The sequence below is a fragment of the Burkholderia sp. Ac-20392 genome (genome assembly GCF_017104585.1).
GTDB lineage: Bacteria > Pseudomonadota > Gammaproteobacteria > Burkholderiales > Burkholderiaceae > Burkholderia > Burkholderia lata.
The window spans coordinates 1-17281 of record NZ_JAAGPB010000156.1 but is presented as its reverse complement, the minus strand read 5'-3'; the positions used below and the strand labels follow the sequence as shown (position 1 = coordinate 17281).

Annotated in this window: 14 protein-coding genes and 1 pseudogene; 5 read left to right on the top strand and 10 right to left on the bottom strand. The window is 66.7% G+C overall.

The genetic code is table 11. The features are described 5' to 3' along the window. The 4 genes and pseudogenes from G3N99_RS18520 to G3N99_RS18505 all read left to right on the top strand — a co-directional run. Positions 1–485: HlyD family secretion protein (locus G3N99_RS18520; RefSeq protein WP_206123137.1), on the top strand; the 485-nt coding region annotated here is incomplete at its 5' end. Beyond that, a pseudogene (locus G3N99_RS18515) lies at positions 482–1993 on the top strand (efflux transporter outer membrane subunit); the annotation flags it as partial. The gene G3N99_RS18520 and the pseudogene G3N99_RS18515, both read left to right, overlap by 4 nt. Before the next feature lie 143 nt (positions 1994–2136). Then, positions 2137–3003 (top strand): DUF2071 domain-containing protein, encoded by an 867-nt coding sequence (locus tag G3N99_RS18510; RefSeq protein WP_206123136.1) that lies wholly within the window; start codon positions 2137–2139, stop codon positions 3001–3003. Positions 3004–3041: 38 nt separating this feature from the next. Then, positions 3042–3209 (top strand): hypothetical protein, encoded by a 168-nt coding sequence (locus G3N99_RS18505; protein WP_206123135.1) that lies wholly within the window; start codon positions 3042–3044, stop codon positions 3207–3209. Positions 3210–3258: 49 nt separating this feature from the next. Here the strand turns inward: G3N99_RS18505 and G3N99_RS18500 are convergent, their stop codons facing one another. Further along, complete coding sequence (locus tag G3N99_RS18500; protein ID WP_206123134.1) at positions 3259–4644, bottom strand: DHA2 family efflux MFS transporter permease subunit; 1386 nt, start codon at positions 4642–4644, stop codon at positions 3259–3261. A 122-nt stretch (positions 4645–4766) separates the two neighbouring features. Here G3N99_RS18500 and G3N99_RS18495 point away from each other — a divergent pair, with 122 nt between their 5' ends. Next, the gene (locus G3N99_RS18495) at positions 4767–5726 is read left to right on the top strand and encodes a LysR family transcriptional regulator (RefSeq protein WP_206123133.1); all 960 of its coding nucleotides are present in this window, start codon (positions 4767–4769) and stop codon (positions 5724–5726) included. Positions 5727–5858: 132 nt separating this feature from the next. On the opposite strand, the gene G3N99_RS18490 is transcribed toward G3N99_RS18495, so the two are convergent. The 9 genes from G3N99_RS18490 to G3N99_RS18455 form a co-directional block, all read right to left on the bottom strand. After that, positions 5859–7535 carry a dipeptide ABC transporter ATP-binding protein gene (locus tag G3N99_RS18490; RefSeq protein WP_241011729.1) on the bottom strand — a complete coding sequence of 559 codons (1677 nt, stop codon included), beginning with the start codon at positions 7533–7535 and terminating at the stop codon, positions 5859–5861. Beyond that, positions 7535–8641, bottom strand: a complete 1107-nt coding sequence (locus G3N99_RS41930) for an ABC transporter permease (protein ID WP_241011728.1) — start codon at positions 8639–8641, stop codon at positions 7535–7537. Before G3N99_RS41930 ends, G3N99_RS18490 begins: the two co-directional genes overlap by 1 nt. Continuing rightward, a complete protein-coding gene (locus G3N99_RS18485; RefSeq protein WP_206123131.1) occupies positions 8595–9647 on the bottom strand; it encodes an ABC transporter permease subunit in 1053 nt (350 codons plus the stop codon). Before G3N99_RS18485 ends, G3N99_RS41930 begins: the two co-directional genes overlap by 47 nt. A 13-nt stretch (positions 9648–9660) precedes the next feature. Beyond that, positions 9661–11547 (bottom strand): extracellular solute-binding protein, encoded by a 1887-nt coding sequence (locus G3N99_RS18480; protein WP_206123138.1) that lies wholly within the window; start codon positions 11545–11547, stop codon positions 9661–9663. A 113-nt stretch (positions 11548–11660) separates the two neighbouring features. Then, positions 11661–14411 (bottom strand): TonB-dependent receptor, encoded by a 2751-nt coding sequence (locus G3N99_RS18475; RefSeq protein WP_206123130.1) that lies wholly within the window; start codon positions 14409–14411, stop codon positions 11661–11663. A 363-nt stretch (positions 14412–14774) separates the two neighbouring features. Further along, positions 14775–15308: an XRE family transcriptional regulator gene (locus G3N99_RS18470; protein ID WP_277396389.1), complete on the bottom strand. Its 534-nt coding sequence runs from the start codon at positions 15306–15308 to the stop codon at positions 14775–14777. A 351-nt stretch (positions 15309–15659) separates the two neighbouring features. Further along, positions 15660–16085, bottom strand: coding sequence for a biopolymer transporter ExbD (locus G3N99_RS18465; protein ID WP_174985302.1), 426 nt, complete (start codon positions 16083–16085; stop codon positions 15660–15662). Between the two features lie 9 nt (positions 16086–16094). Next, positions 16095–16517, bottom strand: a complete 423-nt coding sequence (locus G3N99_RS18460) for a biopolymer transporter ExbD (RefSeq protein ID WP_206123129.1) — start codon at positions 16515–16517, stop codon at positions 16095–16097. A gap of 18 nt (positions 16518–16535) precedes the next feature. Further along, a partial coding sequence (locus G3N99_RS18455) for a MotA/TolQ/ExbB proton channel family protein (RefSeq protein WP_206123128.1) occupies positions 16536–17281 on the bottom strand: 746 nt, incomplete at its 5' end.

Sequence of the window (17281 nt, the reverse complement as noted above, 5' to 3'; positions counted from 1 at the left end):
CCCGCGCCGAGGCCGCGCTCGAACAGGCGAAGCTGAACCTGTCCTACACGGAAGTCCGTGCCCCCGTCGACGGCAAGGTGGGCCGCCGCACCGCGCGGGTCGGCGCCTTCGTCACGCCCGGCGCGCCGCTGCTCGCGATCGTGCCGCTCGCCGACGCGTACGTGATCGCGAATTTCCAGGAGAACCAGATCGGCGCGATGCATCCGGGCGACCGCGTGCGCATCCGCATCGACAGCCTCCCGGGCGTCAGCATCGCGGGCCATGTCGCGAGCCTCGCGCCGGCCACCGGCGTGAGCTTCGCACCGATCGCACCCGACAACGCCACCGGCAATTTCACGAAGATCGTGCAGCGCGTGCCGGTCAAGATCGCCATCGACGGGCCGCGCGGGCAGGCCGCCGCGCTGAGCGTGGGGCTGTCCGTCGAAGCGAGCGTCGACACAGGCGCGCATCGCGAGACCGCGAACGAGCAGGAGGCGCAACGATGAACCCCATTCGCATCCTGCGCGCGGCGACGCTTGCGCTCATTGCCGGCGCCGCGCTGACGGCCTGCACCATGGGGCCGAACTTCGAGGCGCCGGCCAGCACGGTGCCGCCCGTGTTCGAACGCACGCAAACCCTGCAGGCCGCCAGCCAGCCCGTCGAGGCCGCCTTCAACGCCGACTGGTGGACCCTGTTCGACGACCCCGTGCTGAATACGCTCGAACAGCGCCTGGCCGATGCCAATCTCGACGTCGCGGCCGCGTCGGCACGGCTGCGGCAGAGTCGGGCCGAACGGCGCGTCGCTGGCGCGGCCGAGCTGCCGACACTCGCCGCGGCCGGTTCGTACGACCGCGAGCGCGGCAGCGAGAACGGCATCCTGTCGCTGCTCGGCGTCACGCCGAGCGCGGCACCCACGCAGTCGGCCTCGGGCGATACGCCGTTCGGCGTGGCCGCCGCGCCCGGCTCGTCGGGCTCGCCTGCCTATAACCTTTACTAGGCCGGCTTCGATGCGTCGTGGGAGCTCGACCTCTGGGGGCGCGTGCGGCGCGGCGTCGAGGCGGCCGACGCGCTGACGCAGGCCTCGTACGAAGCGCGCAACGCGGTTCTGCTGTCTGCCCGCGCGGAACTCGCACGCGACTACCTCGAACTGCGCGATGCACAGGCCCAGTTGCAGATCGCCCGGCAAAACCTCGCCATCGCGCGTGACCTGGAGAAACTCGTCCAAATTCGCCGCAAGGACGGCGTAACGACCGACCTCGACGTGGCCAATGCGGCCGCGCAGGTGGCCTCCATCGAAAGCAGGCTGCCGATGCTGGAATCGCGCCGCGAAACGCGCGCCAATGCAATCGGCGTGCTGCTCGCGCAACCGCCCGGCGCGCTGGGTCCGATCCTCGACGCATCGCGCGCGGTTCCCGGGCTCCCGGCAAGCGTGCCGATCGGCTTTCCGTCCGAACTCGCACAACGCCGGCCCGACATTCGTCAGGCCGAGGCACAGCTGCATGCGGCGACCGCCGCCATCGGCGTGGCGCAGGCCGACTTCTATCCGCGCATCACGCTGAACGGCAGTGCCGGTTTCCAGAGCCTCCAGCTCTCGAGTCTCGCCAGTTGGGCGTCGGGTCAGTTCGTGATCGGGCCGTCGATCTCGCTGCCGATCTTCGAGGGCGGGCGCCTCACCGGCATGCTGAACCTGCGCCGGGCACAGCAGCAGGAAGCCGCGATCGTCTATCAGCGCACCGTGCTCGAAGCGTGGCGCGAGGTGGACGATGCGCTGGTGGTCTATCACGCCGAACAGCAGCGCCACGATCGACTCGTCGCGATCGTGACGCTGAACCAGCGCGCGCTCGCGATTGCGCAGCAACAATACCGGTCGGGGGCGGCCGACCATCTCGACGTACTCAACGCCCAGCGGCAATTGTTCGACGCGCAAGGTCAGCGTGAGACCAGCGAGGCCGAGGCGGCGATGCATCTCGTCACGCTGTGCAAGGCGCTCGGCGGCGGCTGGGAGACGCGCTTCGCGCCCGGCGCGAACACGGGGCGCACGGATACGGCGAGGTTGCCGGCCCACGGCACGACCGCGCAGACGGGAAGCCCAAAAGGGGAAGTCGACTGATCAACGCGCGGCATCGTCTCTTCCGTCCGCCCCTCGACACCGGCACAATGCCGCTCATGCGCCAGGACAATGCCTTCGTTTATCCGTCTGCCGGCCCCGTCGGCCGCCTCGCCAACCGGCTCGTCGCGAGCCGCCCGCTGCTGCGCACGCGCCGCGCGCTGCTGTCGCGGCTGCCGTTCCTGCAGCTCGCGAGCGAGGTCGAGAACGTCGTGTACTGCACGTGGCTCGTCGATGTCGCGGCCGTCGCCCACCTGGTGCCGCGCGGCGTCACGCTCGCGAGCCGCGATGGCCGCACGCCATTCACGATCCTCACCTATGCACACCGTCATTTCGGCCCGCGTATCGCCGGCCCGCTGCGACGCGTGTTCCCGTCGCCGCTGCAAAGCAACTGGCGGCTTTACGTCGAGGTGCTGCCGGGCGGCGTGCCGGCCGATCGCACCGTGTTGTTCGTGAAGAACGTGTTCGATCATCCGCTCTACGCGCTCGGCAGCCGGCTCTTCAGCGACGCGTTGCCGTCGCATCTCGCCGAGCGCTTCACGCATGCGGTGCAGGACGGACGTTATCGAACGCTGCTGGCCGGTGGTACGGGAAGCGCGCCTGATTTCCGCTGCGCGGCGGCCGTGTCGGACGACTGCACGCTGCCCGCTGCGTTCGCGCCATTCTTCGGAGGCTGGCGCGATGCCATCGCTTACCTGTCGCTGCAACACGCGGCCGTCGCGCATGTCGCCGACTGCGACCGCCTCGCGCATGCGTCGATCGACCTGCCGATCGATATCGACGCGGTCCGGCCGCTGGAACCGGTCGAACCGGTCGGCGGCGGCGAGTTCCTCGCGCGCATCGGCGCGACCGGCGAACCGCTGTGCTTCGTCGTGCCGGATGTCGCGTTCCGGGTGTTGTCGGAGCGGGTGTTGTAGCGCTGGCGATCGCGGCGGCGCCCAATCAGAAGTACCTGATGGAGAGCGGAAAGCCGAGCTGGCGCGCGGCGCCCCGACATGCTGCCGGCATCGATGGCCGCCACCAGCATCGACATCGACTCGATACGAACAGCCAGGGGCGCCTGGTCGCCCACGACGATTCGGGCATCGCGGCGTTCGTCGCGCAGATCGCCCGCGATCCCTGACCGGCCAGGCGCGTATCGCCGGCCAGCTTCGGTGAATACCGGTGCGTTATCAGACAGGACTTGACGCACGCAGCGTGCGACGCTCCAGCATCAGTATCGACAGCATCGCGATGCATGCGGCAACCAGCATCAGCATGACCGCGTGGTAGCCCGTGACGAACCCGCCGCCGCGCGTCGTCGACACCCGGTACAACACGGTCGCGGCGGCGAGGCCCACCGATCCGCCGACGTTGTGCACCATCGTCGCCATGCCGAGCGCCGTGCCCGCCAGCGCCTCCGGTACGGCCGCCAGCGCGGCGGTCATGGACGGCCCCAGGATGCAGCCCCAGCCGAACCCCATGCAGGCGAACGCGGCCAGCACCCGCCACCACGCCGTGGTCGCACTGAAGTCCGACTGCATCAGCGCCGACACCAGCAACGCAACGAATCCGAGCGCCATGACCGGCCCCGCGCCGAAGCGGTCGCAGCCACGGCCGGCCAGCGGCGAAACCAGCGCCATGACGGCGGTGGTCGGCAGCAGAAGCCACCCCGTCGCCGCGCTATCCTGCCCGCGAAGTTCGCCCAGATACAACGGCATCAGCAGGAATGCCGCGCAATAGAAGAAGGCCAGTGCGGCGGTCGCGCACACGGCGAGCGCGAACGGCCGCTGCCGTAACAACGCGAGCCGCAGCACGGGAGCCGCAGCGCGTCGTTCGACCCAGGCCAGCGCGGCGCCCGACAGAACGGCGATAAGCAGCAGCCCCAGCGTTGCCGGCGAGGTCCAGCCCCGATCGGCGCCACGGATCACGGCGCCGAGGCCGCAGGGCAGTATCGTCAGCAACAGAACGGCGCCGGGCCAGTCGAAGCGCGCTCGCGCTGATACGACCGCCTCCTGCGTGAGCCGGCCTGCGCAGAGCATGAAGCTCACCACGATCAACGGCACGTTGACGAGGAAGATCCAGCGCCAGCCCAGCGCATCGACCAGCAATCCGCCTGCCACCGGACCGAGCGCAAGCCCGAGGCCGTTGACGCTGAACAATAGCCCGAGCGCCTTGCCACGCTCCTGCTCGGGGAACATCGCCGCGACCAGCGCAGCCGATGCGGTATAGAGCCCGGCGCAGGCCATGCCCTGCACGGTCCGCCAGATCACCAGCGTGACCAGCCCCGACGCCAGTCCGGCCCCCAGTGACGCGCCGCCGAACACCGCCATGCTCGCGAACATCACCCGGCGCCGGCCGTGGCGATCGGCCAGTTGCCCCACCGGAATGGTGCAACTCGACAGCGCCATCACGAAGGCCGTGACGGCCCATTGCACCTGGTCGATGTCGGCATGAAACGCCGAACGGATTTCGGGAATGGCGGTATTGACGATGGTGAAGTCGATGCAGCCCAGGAAACTGGCGATGGCGACGCCGGCCAATGCCACCCAGCGCGCTCGGTGCGGCGAACGATACACGGTACGGGACTCCTTTCGTAAGCATGACGACACGGGCCATACGGAAGGAGAAAATGATATTGAATACATCGAGGCGGCAATTGATAGAATCTTTATCACGATATGAGACAGGAACGATCAAATTGCCGATCCAGCCGACCGACCGCTTTCAGGGCATCCTCGCGTTCGTCCAGGCGGTGGAGTGTGGAAGTTTCAGTGTCGCCTCGCGCCAGCTGGGGCAATCGCCGTCCAGCGTCGGCAAGGCCGTGGCTCGACTGGAAGAGCGCCTGGGCGTGCGGCTGTTCAAGCGCACGACGCGGCGCATGACGCTGACCGACGAAGGCGAGGCCTATCACGAGAAATGCCTGCGTGCGCTGGCCGAACTGGATCAGGCCGAATCCGCGCTGGCCGAGCGGCACCTGACGCCGACCGGCCGAGTGCGCATCGCGTTACCGGTGCTTTATGGCCGCATTCGCGTGCTGCCCGTGCTGAACGGGCTCGCTGAACGTCACGCGGCACTCGATCTGGACATGCTGTTTTCCAACCGCACGGTCGATCTGGTCGAGCAAAACATCGATCTGGCTGTGCGTATCGGCCGGCTGGAGGACAGCACTTCGCAGGTTGCCCGCCCGTTGGGCGAACAAGCGTTGCGGCTGTGCGCCGCGCCCGGGTATCTCGATCGGTACGGTACGCCGTCGTCGCGGGAAACGCTCGGCGATCACCATTGCATCGCGCTCCTGCGCGGCGAAGCCGAGGAAGCATGGCAGTTCTCCGGCGATGCGAACCGGGGCAGGCGTCAGCCGTGGCAGGCACGCCTGCGCCTGAGCGACGTCGCGGCCGTCAAGGATGCCGTGCTGGCGGGACTCGGGCTGGCACAACTGCCCGGCTGGTTCGTCGAAGACGACATCCGCGCGGGGCGGCTCGTTGCCGTCCTGCCCGACGCGCAACCCGAGCCGCTCCCCATCCATGTGCTCTGGTCGAAGACCACGCGCATGACCGCACGGCTGCGCGTCACGATCGACGCGTTGGTGGAACACCTGTCGCCGCCGCGCGCGGCGCCCGACGCCGGCCCCGGCGGTCCGCAAGCGCCCGGGCACGGCTGACCCGAACCGGCGAACCCGGAATCGATGTGGAAGGCGTACCGCGCGGAAACGGCTACCGCCTTGCGGATGCCGGGTTCAACCGAACCCTCCTTCCTCCACGTGCACGGGGAACAACCGACGCATCCCTCCGGGTTATTCGGAGCCCGACGCATTCGCCGGAATTTCCGCCCGTGATGCGTGCGCTTGCACGGTGCGCGCGCCGGCGGCGTCGTTGAGCATCGACGACGCCATCAACGCACGGGTATAGGGATGCGACGGCGAATGCAGCACCTGCAACGTCTCGCCCTCCTCGACCACGCGCCCCGCCTTCATCACGATCACGCGATGCGCCATCGCCCGTATCACGGCCAGATCGTGCGTGATGAACAGGTAGCTGAGCCGGTATCGGGCCTGCAGGTTCGTCAGCAGCGCCAGCACCTGCTTCTGGATCGATACGTCGAGGGCGCTGGTCGGCTCGTCGAGCACGAGGAGCTCGGGCTCCACCGCCAGTGCGCGCGCAATCGCGATTCGCTGCCGCTGTCCGCCGGAAAACTCGTGCGGATAGCGCGACATCGCATCGACCGGCAGCCCGACCTCCTCCAGCAGCGCCGCAACCCGCGCGCGACGCGCGTCGCCCGCCAGCTCCGGCCGATGCAGCGCGAGCCCCTCTCCGACAATCTGCTCGATCGTCATGCGTGGCGACAGCGAGCCGAACGGATCCTGGAACACCACCTGCAGCCGCCCGTACAGCGCACGGCGCCCCGCCTTCGCGCGCAGCGTCGCGAGCGGCAGCCCGTCGATCGCGATCTCGCCGGCCGCCGGTTGCTGCAGGCCAAGCACCGCGGCCGCAAGCGTCGACTTGCCCGAGCCCGATTCGCCGACGATCCCGATCGTCTCGCCACGGCGCAAGCGCAATTGCACATCGTGCACGGCGCGGAACGCGGTTTGCCCGAACACCGCGCGCCAGCCTTTCGCATCGGTCCGGTAGTCGACCGCAAGGCCGCGCACGTCGAGGATCGCCGGTGCATCGGCCGCGACCGGTTCGATCGCACGGCGCGGCGCGCTGTCGAGCAGCCGGCGCGTATACGGGTGTCGCGGTGCATCGAACAGCGCGCCGGTTTCGTTCGTTTCGACCAGCACGCCGTGTTCCATCACCGCGACGCGCTGCGCGAAGCGCCGCACGAGGTTCAGGTCGTGCGTGATCAGCAACACGCTCATCCCGCGCGCGCCCGCTTCCTGCGCCTGCAATTCGAGCAGCAGGTCGACGATCTGCTGACGCACGGTCACGTCGAGCGCGGTGGTCGGCTCGTCGGCCAGCAGCAAGCGCGGCCGGCACGCCAGCGCCATCGCGATCATCGCGCGTTGCCGCTGCCCGCCCGACAACTGGTGCGGGAAGCTGTCGATGCGCCGCTCCGGCTCCGGAATCCCGGTGCGCCGCAGCAGCGCGATCCCGCGCTCGCGTGCTTCGCCCGGGCGCAGCCCTTCGTGCAGCCGCAGGCTCTCGGCGATCTGCTTGCCGATCGTGTACAGCGGGTTGAGCGCGGTCATCGGCTCCTGGAACACCATCGCGATATCGGCGCCGCGAATGCCACGCATCTGCCGCTCGGTCTTCGTCAGCAAGTCCTCGCCGTCGAACAGCACGCGCCCCGACAGGCTCGCCTGCCGCGCGAGCCTCAGGATCGACAACGCCGTCACGCTCTTGCCCGAGCCCGATTCGCCGACGAGCGCCACCCGCTCGCCGCTCGCGACCGACAGGCTCAGCTCGCGCACGACAGTCCGGTTACCGAACTGTGCGGAGAAGCGGTCGAGTTCCAGCAACGGGATCGTCATCATTGGCCTCCGCCGAAGGCGGACCCGCGCGTGCGCGTGTCGAGCGCGTTGCGCAGCGCATCGCCGATAAACGTCAGCAGCAGCAGCGTCACCACCAGCGCCGCGAACGCGGACACCGAGATCCACCACGCATCGAGATTGTTCTTGCCTTGCTTGAGCAGCTCGCCGAGGCTCGGCGTCGGCGGCGGTACGCCGAGGCCGAGAAAATCGAGGCTCGTCAGCGACAGGATCGCCGCGCTCATCCGGAACGGCAGGAACGTAATCACCGGCGTGAGGCTGTTCGGCAGCACGTGGCGCCACATGATCTGCGTGTTGGTCAGCCCCATCGTGCGCGCGGCCTTCACGTAGTCGAGCCCGCGGTTGCGCAGGAATTCGGCGCGCACGTAGTCGGACAGCACGAGCCAGCCGAACATCGACAGCAGGATGAACAGCAGCCATAGCGACGGCGTAAAGATCGACGCGAAGATGATCAGCAGGTACAGGTCCGGCAACGCGCTCCAGATCTCGATCAGCCTCTGGCCAACCAGGTCGGTGCGGCCGCCGTAGAAGCCCTGCACCGCGCCCGTCAGCACGCCGATCAGCATGCCTGACGCGGTCAGCGCGAACGCCATCAGCACCGACAGCCGGAACCCGTACAGCAGCCGAGCGAGCACGTCGCGCCCGAACTGGTCGGTGCCGAGCCAGTTGCTCGACGACGGCGGCGCCGGATACGGCCGCGACGCGAAATAGTCGATCGTGTCGTAGCGGTAGCGGTTCGGCGGATAGATCGCGAAATTGCCGCGCGCGTCGAGATTCGCGCGGATGGCCGGATCGAGATAATTCGTCTTCGCGGGGAAATCGCCGCCAAACCGCGTCTCGGGATAGTCCGCCACGATCGGGAACGCATAGTGTCCGTCATAACGCAGCACGAGCGGCCGGTCGTTCGACAACACGTCGGCGAACAGGCTGATCGCGAACAGCGACACGAAGATCACGAAGCTCCAGTAGCCGAGCGGCTGCGCGCGGAACCGTCGCCACGTGCGCCGCCACGGCGACGTGGAATGGCCGGCACGTCCGCGCTCAGTGGTCCAGGCGGTTGAATTGGATGCGGGGGTCGACGAGGACATAGCAGACGTCAGCGATGAGTTTGGTCAGGAGACCGATGAGGGTGAACAGGAACAGCGAACCAAGCACGACCGGATAGTCGCGGCGGATCACCGAGTCGTACGACAGTTGCCCCATGCCGTCGAGCGAGAACAGCGTCTCGATCAGCAGGTTGCCGTTCAGGAATGCGCCGACGAATGCGGCCGGCAACCCGGTGAGCAACGGGATCGCCGCGTTGCGCAGCACGTGCTTCCACAGCACGTCGCGCTCCGGCACGCCCTTCGCGCGCGCGGTCAGCACGTATTGCCGGCCGATCTCGTCGAGGAACGTGTTCTTGGTGAGGATCGTGACGATCGCGAAGTTGCCGATGACCGACGCCGTCACCGGCATCGCGATGTGCCACAGATAGTCGAGCGCCTTGCCGATCAGCGTCAGGTCGTCGAAGTTGTCGGACGTGAGCCCGCGCATCGGGAACACCTGCCAGAACGTGCCGCCGCCGAACAGCATCAGCAGCAGCACGCCGAGCACGAAGCCCGGCACCGCGTAGCCGGCCAGCACGAGCACGCTCGTCACCGTGTCGAAACGCGACCCGTTGCGCACCGCCTTCGCGATGCCGAGCGGCACCGACACCAGGTACGTGAGGATCACCGTCCACAACCCGAGCGTGATCGACACCGGCAGCTTCGAGCGGATCACGTCCCACACGCGCGCATGCACGAAGTACGACTCGCCAAGATCGAAGCGTGCGTACGTTTTCAGCATCATCCCGTAGCGCACGAGCGGCGGCTTGTCGAAGCCGAACTGCTTGCGGATCTGCTCGATCTGCTGCGCATCGATCCCCTGGCTGCCGTGATAGCCGCCACCGCCGCCGCCCGCTTCGCCGCCGTGTGCATTGCCGTGCCGCAATTGCGTGAGCACTTGTTCGACCGGGCCGCCCGGCACGAATTGCGTGACGGCGAACGTGATCGTCACGACGCCGATCAGCGTCGGGATCATCAGCAGCAATCGCCGGAATATATAGGCAATCATCGTTGCGCCCCCGTCAGGTGCCGGCAACCGGTGCAACGCCCGTCGGCCGCTTCCGGTACCAGTAGTTGATGATCCAGTCCTCGTACTGATAGGAATCCGGAATGACCGCCGGATGCCCGTAATTCGCCTTGTAGGCGATCCGCGCATTCGGCAGGTAGTACTGAGGCACGATGACGTAAAGGTTGATCAGCACGCGATCGAGCGCGCGCGTCGCGGTTTCGAGATCGTCCAGCGTATTCGCCGCGGATGCCGCGCGAATCAGCGCGTCGACCGCCTTCGAGCGCACGCCCGGATAGTTCTCGGAGCCGACCTCGGACGCCGCCGCGCTGCCGAAGCGGCGTGCGAGTTCCGCGCCCGGGATCGTGACGGGCGGATAGATGATGGTCGTCATGTCGTACTGAAATTCGTCCATGCGTCGCTGATACAGCGCGCTGTCGAGTTCGTGCAGCGTCGCGTGGATGCCGAGTGTGCCGAGCGCCTGGATGTATGGCAGGATCAGCCGGTCCATGCCCGGCTGGTCGTCGATGATCTCGATCGTCATCGGCGTGCCGTTCGCGTCGCGCAACGCACCGTCATGAAAGTGCCAGCCAGCCTGCGCGAGCAGGTCGCGCGCTTGCTTCAGGTTCGCGCGCAGCGAGTTCGGCGGCAGCGTCGACGGTTGCTGAATCATCGGGCCGAACACCTCCGGCGGCAGCGTCGAGCGGAACGGCTCGAGCAGCGCGAGTTCCTTCCCGCCCGGCATGCCGGACGCCGCGAACGGGCTCGCCTCCCAGAAGCTGTGGGTCCGGCGATACTGCCCGTAGAACATCATCCGGCTCATCCAGTCGAAGTCGAACGCCAGCGAGAGCGCATGCCGCACCCGCACGTCCTGGAACATCGGCTTGCGCATGTTCATCAGGAAGCCCTGCATCTGCGCAGGCCCATCCGGGAATTCCCCCCGCTTCAGCATCCCATTGCGAAAATTCTTGCCGACGTAGCGACGCGCCCATTGCGTCGCGCTGTACTCCATCCGCACATCCGTGTCGCCGGCCTTGAACGCCTCGAGCATCGTGTACTGGTCGAGATACAGCTTGAACGACACGCGGGCGAAGCGGTACATGCCGCGTCGCGACGGCAGGTTTGCCGCCCAGTAGCGCGGGTTGCGCACGTAGACGATCTCCTTGTCGTTCTTGCGCTGCCCGATCAGGTACGCGCCGCTCGCGATCGGCGGCACGGTCGCGATCTGGTCGAACGACGGTCGCGTGCCGTCTGCGCGCATGCCCCACTTCGGCGAGAACACGGGCAGATCGCCCGCGATCAGCGCGGCGTTGCGTTCGGGGCGCCTGAAGTCGAAGCGCACCGTCTGCGAGTCAACGACGACCGCGCGCCGGATCACCTCGAACTGCGCATTGACGAGCGGCGACGCTTGTCGGCTCGACAGCGTGTCGAACGAGTACTTGACGTCGGCCGCCGTGATCGGGTCGCCGTTCGAGAAGCGTGCGGCCTGATCGACGTGGAACGTCGCCGACAGCCCGTCGGGCGCGACCTGCACGTCGTCGGCGATCAATGCGTATTCGGAAGCGAGCTCGTCCCAGCTGCGCTGCATCAGCGTGTCGAACATCAGGTTCCTGATGTCCGGCGCGGCCGAGCCACGCAGCAGGAAAGGATTCAGCGAATCGTAGCTCTGCGCCGTGTCGTAGTTCTGAAAATCGAGTGTGCCGTCGTCCGGCGCGTCGGGGTCCGCGTACGCGAATTGGGTGAATCCCGCGGGATACTTCGGCTGGCCGAACTGCGCGATCGCCGGCGCGGCCAAAGCCCCCCCGGTCGCCATGCCGTACGCGAGCACCGCCGTGCACGCGGCACGCGCCCCGCCGGCCACGATCGCCTGCGCACGCCGCACATGCAACATCAATACTGTCATCATCGGTCTTCGTGTGGTCGCACCGGCACGTGGCCGGCACAATGTCGATTCGAAATACGGGGTGCGTGCCGGCGGTCGCGGCAACGACCAGCGGCACGCGCGGGCTTGGACCGTCAGAACCGGTAGGTCGCGCCGACTTGCGCGAAGCGGCCGATGTACGAGTACAGCGACGAGTCGTAGCCGGTCTGGTAGCTCGAGTTCATGTAGACCGGATCGAACGGAGGGGCGCGATTGAAGATGTTGTCGATGCCCGCATAGATCGTCCAATGCTTGATGCCGGTATAACTGACCATCAGGTTGAACTGGCTATACGACGCCACGCTGCCTTCCATGTTTGGATACTGGCCCGGCGACAGGATCGCCTGCGTGTACGGGCCCGTATACATCCAGGTCAGCGTCGCGTTCCACTTGCTCTGATAGTTCCAGCTCAGGCTCGTGTTGCCTTTCCAGCGCGGGAAGCTGCCGCCGAACGGCTGGTTGAGCGAGCCGTTGTTGCCCGCGAAGTCGGTGCTCACGCCGCCGACCGGCATCTTGAAGTGCCACACGTAGGCCCAGTCGCCCGACAGCGTGAACGTTCCGATCCTGGTCGGTACCGACTGGCGGAAGGTGGTTTCGAAACCATCCGTGTCCAGCGATGACAGGTTCTGGAACGGCATCAGCACGTACGCGATCGAGCCATTCGCGTTGCGCACCACTTGCGACGGATCGTTCTGGTTGACGCTCTGCTGGATGTCCGCCGTGCCGATCACATTGTCGATGTGGATCTTGTACCAGTCGAAGCCGATATCGGTATTACGGGTCGGCGACAGCTGGAAACCCACGTTGTAGTTCTTCGTGCGTTCCGGCTGCAGGTTGCGGTTGCCGGCCTGCACTTCCTCGACCAGGCCGTACGCGCCCGGGTTGTTCGGATCGTGCGGATCGACCGCGCCCTGTGCGCTGAAGCTGCGCGACGAGGTGTTCTCGATCAGCGTCGGTGCGCGGAAACCCCGGTTGTACGAACCGTACATCGTCAGCTCGCGAACGGGCTGGAAGCGCAACGCGAAACGCGGCGAGAACGCACCGCCGAAGTCGCTGTAGTGGTCGTAGCGGCCCGACTGGCTGAAGGTGAGGTTTTTCAGGATCGGAATATCGACCTGGTAGTAGATCGCCGCGACATTGCGCTGGCCGTTCGCCGACTGCAGCGCCGGCGTAATGAACGTCCCGTCCTGGTAGCCCGCGCCCGTGCCGACATATTGGCTCTGGTGCATGAACTGCGCACCGAGCCCCAGACCGACGTTGCCCGTGGGCAGTTTGAACAGCGTGGGGGTCGACAGCGTCGCGTCCAGCGCGTCCATCTTCGTGATCGCCTGCGAAGAGGTGCTGCCGTAGAGGCCCGCGAGGCCGTTCGGCGTGCTCGACGGGTTGGCGAAGTTGAACCCGCCGTTCTGCACGATGTTCTGCAGCGCGTTCGCATTGATCAGGTTCGAGAACGTGTTCGAGACCGTGTCCTGCGAATGCGTATAGGCGGCCGACCAGTCGACGTCCCCGACGTACGGCGCGATGAAGGTGCCCTTCACGCCGGTCGCGGCGCGCCAGAAGTTCGCGCTGGTCCGCACCGACTGCGCGTTCGGAAACGAGTACACGAGCTTCGACGGCACGCCAAACGGGTTGTACGGGTTGCTCGCCGGCACCACGTTCGAGATCGGGCGCAGGCCGCCGGTTGCCGGATCGAATGCTTGCGTGTTGTTGCCGAGCCCCCCGACGAAGTTGTTGGTGTTCGTCGTATTGTTGCTTTCCCACAGATCGGCGAAGGCCTGCATCGAATCGCTGATCTTGAAGTCGCCGTGCACCTTCGCGCTCAAGCGTTCAGTCCAGGGCGACAGCGAGGTCGCATAGGCGGTGTTGGTCTGGCAGATCGTGCCCGGCCCGTTGACGCGCGCGGTGGCACTGCCGGCGATCGGGGATCCGCCCCACGGACACGTGCCGAGCGGCACGCGGGCGCCGGTCGGGTCGCGCCAGTACGACGGCGACTGGTTGAAAAGCCCGCCCGGGAAATTCGAGAAATTCTGGTTCTGCGTGGTGTCGCGATCCGCAGCCGACACACCGTTGAAGCGGTAGAGACTCGCGGCCGCGGTCACGTTGAAGCGGTCCGCGTTGAGATCGCCGAAGCCGCCGAGGATGCTGAATTTGGTGGTACCCGCCCCGCCGCCGTTCTGGGTCGCACCGCCATAGCTGCCGTCGAGCTGCAGGCCCTGGAAGTTTTTCTTGGTAATGATGTTGACCACGCCCGCGATTGCGTCGGAGCCATACTGCGACACCGCGCCGGTCTTGACGATCTCGATCCGGTCGATGATGTTCAGCGGCAGCGTGTTCAGGTCGAAGAACTGGTCCGTTACGTTCGTCGCGAACGCATAGGGGGCGACGCGCTGGCCGTCTATCATGACCAGCGTGTACTTCTCGGACAGGCCGCGCAATGCAATGCCGGCGCCACCGGGAGCGAAGCTGTTCGTCGTGCCTTCCGCCCAGCTGCTCGCCGAATTCGCGGACGTGCTGCGCAGGAAGTCGGCCACACTGTTCTGGCCGCTCGCCTCGATGTCTTTCGCCGTGACGGTCTGGACCTGGTTGAAGCCGACCTTGTCCGCGCTGCGGATCAGCGAACCCGTCACTTCGAAGCGCTTGATCTGCGCAACCTTGTTCTTGTGTTGCGCCGCCGTGTCCCCGCCGGCGCCGGCCGCGGGCGCCTCCTGCGCGACCGCGTCCGCGACCGCTGCCCCCCCGGGCGACGGCTGGCTCTGCGCGAATGCCGGTGCTGCCAGCGTGGCCGTCAGCGCCATTTCCGCCCAGATCATCCTCTTGATAGCCAACGCCAAAGCTCTCTGCTTCATCTTGCCCCACTCGTTCATCAGTAAGAACCCGCCGGTTTTGCGCTGGATCGCGTGAATCCTTGCCCGCTTCCGGGCGTCTGCATACCGGTCCCCGTTATTGCCGACCTGCCACCTGCACACCTTCGAACTCACCCGCCAAGCGGCGCGTATGGCACGTACTCCACGCGTTTCCGTCTGCGTCGCTCGGTGTCGCTCGGTGTCGAACAACCGGAACGGCGGGCGTGAAGAACGTGTGTGTGTGCTTGTTCTCGTTCTTCCACCCCGATGCGGCCATCCCGGCCGCGCACCTTGCCCGTCCCCTCGACAAACAATCAGTAATCCTTATGTAATCATCCGTCAGAACGGACGCATTTTCTTGTTCTCTCAGGCGCCGGCCGGCGCACCGAACCAGACGACCACCGCTTCTTCGCTGGCCGCATTGCTCCACATCTGGACCGGAGGCGATTCGTAATGCGCGGTCTCGCCCGCTCTCAGCACGACGGTGCGGTCGTCCATCGTCAGCTCGAGCTCGCCGTTCATCACGTAGAGGAACGCCTCTCCCGCATAGGCCGCGCCTTCCGGCGCGGCCTGGCCGCCCGGGATCCGGAGCAACCGTGCATCCAGCTTCGTTCCGCTCGCCAGGTGCGAAAGCTGCGCAAACGCGCTCGCGAGCGACTCGACGCCAACGTGCTGCGGCGATTCGCATTGGCACGCCGGCGGCGCACCGGACGTCGAACCGACGAAGTGGTCGATCGTGACGCCCAGCGCCTTGGCGATCCCGACCAGCGTCGCGATCGACGGCATCGCGCGCCCGCGTTCGATCTGCGACAGGAACGGCTTCGAGATGCCGGCCGCCGCCGCGGTCACATACAGCGTGAGCTTGAGCTGCCGTCGCAGCATGCGAATCTTGTTTCCCATCGACGTGGCAACAAGCATCGATTCATCGGAAGGCGAAATCATAGTGAGGCACGAACCCGTAGTCGAAACTGCTTGATGAATACGCTCCCCCGGTCAACGTGATCGCAGCCCGCTTGCGGCGAAACTGCGCCCCGACGAAAACCTGGGTCGCGCGGCGAACATTCGATGTTACGGCTTTCCGGTTTTTTGCATCGCATCGATACATTCGCATTCCACATCAATAGGAACGGGTTCCGATTTCACCGATTCAGCCAGCCTGTCACCGGATCGCCATGCCTCGCCATGCGCGGCGCCCGGCGCTTCCCGGCGTGGCCTTCCTGCGTGACCGGAGCATTCGCGCGCGCGCCGGCATCACGGCATGTACTGCTCGTTTCCAATCAGGCCGATCTTGGTCGCACCGACGCGCTGCGCACTCGCCAGCACGCCGGCGACCGCCTTGTACGGCGCGAGCTTGTCCGGCCGCAGACGGATCTCCGCCTGCACGGGTTCCCTGGCGACCTGCCCGAGCTTCAGTTCGAGCGCTGCGCGGTCCGGCACCCTCGTGCCGTTCCAGGTCGTCGCGCCGTCGGGCGCGATATCGATCTGCACGGCCTCGGGCGGCTTTGCCGGCGGCGGCGGATTGCCGACAGGCAGATCCATCCTGACCGAGTGCATCTGGATCGGGATCGTAATGATCAACATGATCAGCAGCACCAGCATCACGTCGATCAGCGGCGTGGTGTTGATGTCGACCATCACGTCCGGCTCGCCGCCACCCGAAGATACGTTCATGCCCATCGTCGACTCCTACCCGCCGCGCGCCGGCGGCTCGGTGATGAAAGAAACCTTGGCGATACCCGACCGTTCGCACGCGGTGACCACGCGCCCGATGAACTCGTAGCGCGTATTCTCGTCGCCGCGCACGTGCACGTCGGGCTGCGGCGACATCTGCGAGATGCCCTTCAGCTTCGCGAGCAACGTCGGGCCGTCCACATGCGTTTCGCCCCAGAAAAATTCCCCGTCGCGATTCACCGCGATCTCGACGCTTTTCGGCGTCGTCTGCAACGGCTGCACCGTTTCCTTCGGCAGCTCCAGCGGAATCGTGTGAGTCACGACCGGGATCGTGATCAGGAAAATGATCAGCAACACCAGCATCACGTCGACGAGCGGCGTCGTGTTGATGTTCGCGATCACGTCGTCGTTGTCGTCCTGTCCGACGCTCATGGCCATCGCGCACCCCCGCCCGCGTCAGTGCACGAGCGACGCGGCCGCCGCACCGGCGGCCCGCACCGGACGCTTGCTGCCCGCGAGCAGCACCGTATGCAGCTGCGCGCCGAAGTTGCGCACGCGCTCCATCACCGACTTGTTGCGGCGAACCAGGAAGTTGTACCCGAGCACGGCCGGCACGGCGACCGCCAGCCCGATCGCCGTCATGATCAGCGCCTCGCCGACCGGGCCCGCGACCTTGTCGATCGACGCCTGCCCGGCGATGCCGATGGCCGTCAGCGCGTGATAAATGCCCCACACCGTGCCGAACAGACCGACGAACGGCGCGGTCGAGCCCACCGTCGCAAGGAACGCCAGGCCGTCCTGCAGCCGGTTCGACACGTTGGTCATCGCGCGCTCGACCGAAACGTCGATCCACGTATTGCGGTCGACCGCCTCGAGCAGCGCTTCGTCGTGATGCTCGCCAGCCTCGATCGCGGTCTCGGCGATGAAGCGGAACGGCGACGCCTCGTCGAGCAGGCTCGCGCCGGCCGCCAGCGACGGCGCCGACCAGAGCTGCTCGTCCGCGAGCTTCGCGCGCCGGTTCGCGCGAAACTGCTCGAGGAACTTGGCGATCATGATGTACCAGCTACCCATCGACATGATCACGAGCAGAATCAGCACGAATCGTGCGACGAAATCGCCGTTCTTCCACAGCGCGCCGAGCCCGTACGGATTCTCGACGGCCTGCGTCGCCGCCGGCGCGGGCGGCGGCGACGGCTCGTCCA